At 64.5% G+C, this 3,325-nt stretch carries 3 protein-coding genes; 1 reads left to right on the forward strand and 2 read right to left on the reverse strand.

Going from position 1 to position 3,325, the window contains the following annotated elements; translation table 11 throughout:
• Positions 1-301 precede the first annotated feature (301 nt).
• Together MXD62_RS27160 and MXD62_RS27165 are read right to left on the reverse strand one after the other, a co-directional pair.
• Positions 302-1,402: a hypothetical protein gene (locus MXD62_RS27160; protein WP_248832249.1), complete on the reverse strand. Its 1,101-nt coding sequence runs from the start codon at positions 1,400-1,402 to the stop codon at positions 302-304.
• A 55-nt stretch (positions 1,403-1,457) separates the two neighbouring features.
• On the reverse strand, positions 1,458-2,498 hold the full coding sequence (locus tag MXD62_RS27165; protein ID WP_248832250.1) for a dihydrodipicolinate reductase: 1,041 nt from the start codon (positions 2,496-2,498) through the stop codon (positions 1,458-1,460).
• A gap of 237 nt (positions 2,499-2,735) precedes the next feature.
• On the opposite strand from MXD62_RS27165, the gene MXD62_RS27170 reads away from it, so the two are divergent.
• The gene (locus tag MXD62_RS27170; protein WP_248832251.1) at positions 2,736-3,323 is read left to right on the forward strand and encodes a TetR/AcrR family transcriptional regulator; all 588 of its coding nucleotides are present in this window, start codon (positions 2,736-2,738) and stop codon (positions 3,321-3,323) included.
• Positions 3,324-3,325: the final 2 nt, after the last annotated feature.

Below are 3,325 nucleotides of genomic sequence, written 5' to 3' on the forward strand. Positions count from 1 at the left end.
CTAAGAGCGCGGCCCGTGACCGTCTTCGGGTCCGCTTTCGCCCGAGCCGGTCGAGCGAGATTGATGTGCTCTGCATGTGTATCCCGTCATGGTTGTCTGCCCCGCGCGGCCGAACAGCCCGCGGATTCCGGAACAACGGTGCTCGTACGGGCGCCGGTGCTGGCCTCGCCCACGCCGAAGGCGTAGTACTAACCGGTGCATGCCGCGCCGACAAACGAAGATCCAGTACTGCTGTGACCCGCGAAGAGGAGCGGGGCCCGGACTCCTCTCCGCGGATCACCCGGCGACCCGCGTCAGGAGCTCAGACTCGCGGCACGCTCAGCGGCTTGAACTCGCCGCCGCCGATGAGGAATTCGGGATAGGGCTTCCACTGTCGGATGAGGGTCCCGCCGAGACCGTTCGTGAGGGTCTTCGTGTGGCCGTTCTTGTAGGTGAAGGTGCCGTCGATCTTTTCCCAGTCCAGCAGGATGGTGGGAGAGTCCGGCGCCTCGGCGACGGTGCTCGAGGCATAACTCCCGACCGCGGTGGCAGTGAACTCCAGGATTCCTGCCTCGGTTTCCACGGTCACGTGGTACCGGGCAGGGATGAAGGTGCCTGTTGCAGGGTTGTATGCCCAGTCGTGGTGATTGATCTGAAAGTCCCCGACCTGGAAGTACTGCTTCTCCTCGGTGAGGTAGAGAGACATGTCCTTGTTCTTGCTGAGCTTCATCTCGTCCAGGTTGCCGGACAGCTCGTCGAAGTGGAACCACGTCCAGTCATGCCACCCCCCTACTTCCGCCGGGCAGGCGTCGACCCCGACGTACCGCTCCCGCTGACCCGCGCCACGGATCGCCACTTCTCGTCCCTGGATGGTGAGCGTTCCTTCGACCGTCCCAGGCCAGATGTAGCCGTAGGAAATACTGTGGGGAACATAGACCTGTGGCGTCTCCTTCCCGTACCACCCGGGGAAGCCGTTACCGGTGTGGACCCATTCCCCGGATATCCCCGCCGCTTCATCCACTACGGTGTAGTGCCACGTCCCGTCAGGCTTGCACACAATACGAACGGTCTCCATCTCGACCGTCACGTGATCCTCCGACCGCGTTACGGTGAGGGCGCCGGCGCTGCGAGGCTGGACGTGAAATTCTGTCGCGGTTCCCTCTGGGAAGTCGGTAAGCAGATGCACCGATCCGCTCGGCTGGTACACCTTCCCCTTCTCCGAGCGCAGGCACATCTGCCAGAAATCGACGTTCCCCCACCCCTCGGCTAACGACATCGCCCCGATGTTGAACCAGTACTGGTTCCCGTCGTCTCCGTGGACGCTGGCGACCAGGTTCCAGCCGATCATCGCCGTGTCCCGCGCTTCTTTCGGGAACCCCAGCGCATCTTCGTCAAGCGTGACCCGCGGGTCCGTAACCTTCATCGTGTCTTACTCCTCATCTCGTCTCGGATAGATTTTATTTTCGTACCCGCAGGCCTCAACTCAGGTTGGCGATGAGCTGCGGCATGTCGAGCGAGGACACGATACCGGGCGGCGACGCGCAGACATATGGTATTGCGTTCACTGGACGGCTCGCGTTTCCGTAGCCGACGTTGTTCTTCTCCTCTTCCGACGAGAACGTGAAGCGGATGAGGACGTCGAGGGGCACGTCACCCTCGACCACGACGCGCCATCCATTCTCCAGGAAGGGGAAGTCCCACGCCGGATCGAGATCGGTGCTGATGTACCACGTGGGGATCATCCGCAGCACGGGCTTGCCGGCCCGGAGCCCGGTCACCTCGATCTCCCAGGCAGCCACGGTTCCGGCGTCGAAGGTCCCCGCCGCGGTCTTCACGGGTGTCTTCGCGACCCCTACCCTGGCCGTCGCGGTGATCTCATCGAGTGGAATCGAGAGCGCCTTCGCCAACACGTGGAGCGAGGAGCCGTAGTGCTCCTGCGTGGACTCGGCGACGCCCGCGAGCTGGGCGGCCGCGGGATCGCCGCCGAACAACATGGAAAGCATCTCCGGGGAGTTGCGCCCCGATATGTCGGCGTACTCACGGATCGTCAGGCAGTCGAGCCGGCGCTGGAGCGAGGTCAGTGCGACCGGCAGGGCCTCGGTGACGAACCCCGGGCTCGTGCCCATGCTGGACAGGGACGCGCCACCGCGTCGGCCAGCCGCCTCGATGCGCTGTCGTACGGTGGGGTCAAGTCGCTCCGGGGCGTGGAAGTGCTCGAGCAAGGTCGAGATGTTCACCCCCGACTCCAGAAGCCGGCAGACGTCGTCGACGTCGTACGTGATGGGCATGTACACGATGCAGTCCGGCTTGGCGGCGACGATGTCCTCGATGTTCGAGGTGGCGACGACGCCCGTTGGCTCCCTGCCGCACAGCTCTCCGGCGTCGCGACCCGCCTTCTTGTCGGAGTACACGTACACGCCGACGAGGTCGTACCCCGGATGGTCGATCAGGGCTCGCAGGGCGGCCGACCCGCTGTGGCCCGTGCCCCACTGCGCTACGCGGTAGCGCTTTTCACTCATCACTCACCTCGGTCATCCGGTTACGGGAAGGCTCTTCGTCCGCATGTGCTCGAAACAGGGGTACGGATCGTTGACCAACGACTCGTCGCGGAAGCAGACGCCGGTGCCGACGTCGCTCATCGCACCGTCCCCTGCCGAGCTTGCCAGGCGGGTAGTCGATCGGCAACTTTTAAGTTGCCGATCGACAACCGAACCGTAGTCGGCGGACCGAGGTGCGTCAACCCGTATGTTGGGCCGGTGAGCACGGCCGAACTTCCGGACACCCAGCGCGTCAACCCTGGGACGGCAACCGCCGCCCAGGGCCGCGTCATCGCGGCCGCGCTCGATCTCTTCGCCCGACACGGCGTCGGGGGAACCTCGCTGCAGATGATCGCCGACGAGCTCGGCGTCACGAAGGCGGCCGTCTACCGCCAGTACAAGACCAAGGAACAGATCGCCCTGGCAGTCGCCGACGCCGAGCTCGCTCGGATGGAGGCGACGATCGACGACGCCGAAGAAGAGCAGTCATGGGCGGGCGCGCGCGAACGGCTCCTGATCAACATGGTCAACCTTGCCGTCGAGCGCCGCCAAACGGTCGGCGTCATCCTTATGGATCCCGGCATCGCGCGATTGACCCCAAAGAATGCATCATTCCGGCGCGTTATGGGACGCATGCGCCGCCTACTCCTGGGAAACGAGCCTGGACCAGACGGAGCCGTTCGGACGGCGATGGTCATCGCAGCGATCAGCGGGGCAGCCGTGCACCCCTTGGCCTTCGACCTCGACGACGACACACTTCGAGCCCAGCTCCTGCCACTCGCGAAACGCTTCCTCGACCTGACCTGACC

It is taken from the genome of Frankia sp. Mgl5 (assembly GCF_023242985.1).
GTDB classification, from domain to species: Bacteria; Actinomycetota; Actinomycetes; order Frankiales; family Frankiaceae; genus Parafrankia; species Parafrankia soli.

What these genes read in the sequence shown, in the direction of transcription:
- MXD62_RS27160 (WP_248832249.1), bottom strand. Translation starts at nt 1,402, where the DNA reads ATGAAGGTTACGGACCCGCGGGTCACGCTTGACGAAGATGCGCTGGGG.
- MXD62_RS27165 (WP_248832250.1), bottom strand. Translation starts at nt 2,498, where the DNA reads ATGAGTGAAAAGCGCTACCGCGTAGCGCAGTGGGGCACGGGCCACAGC.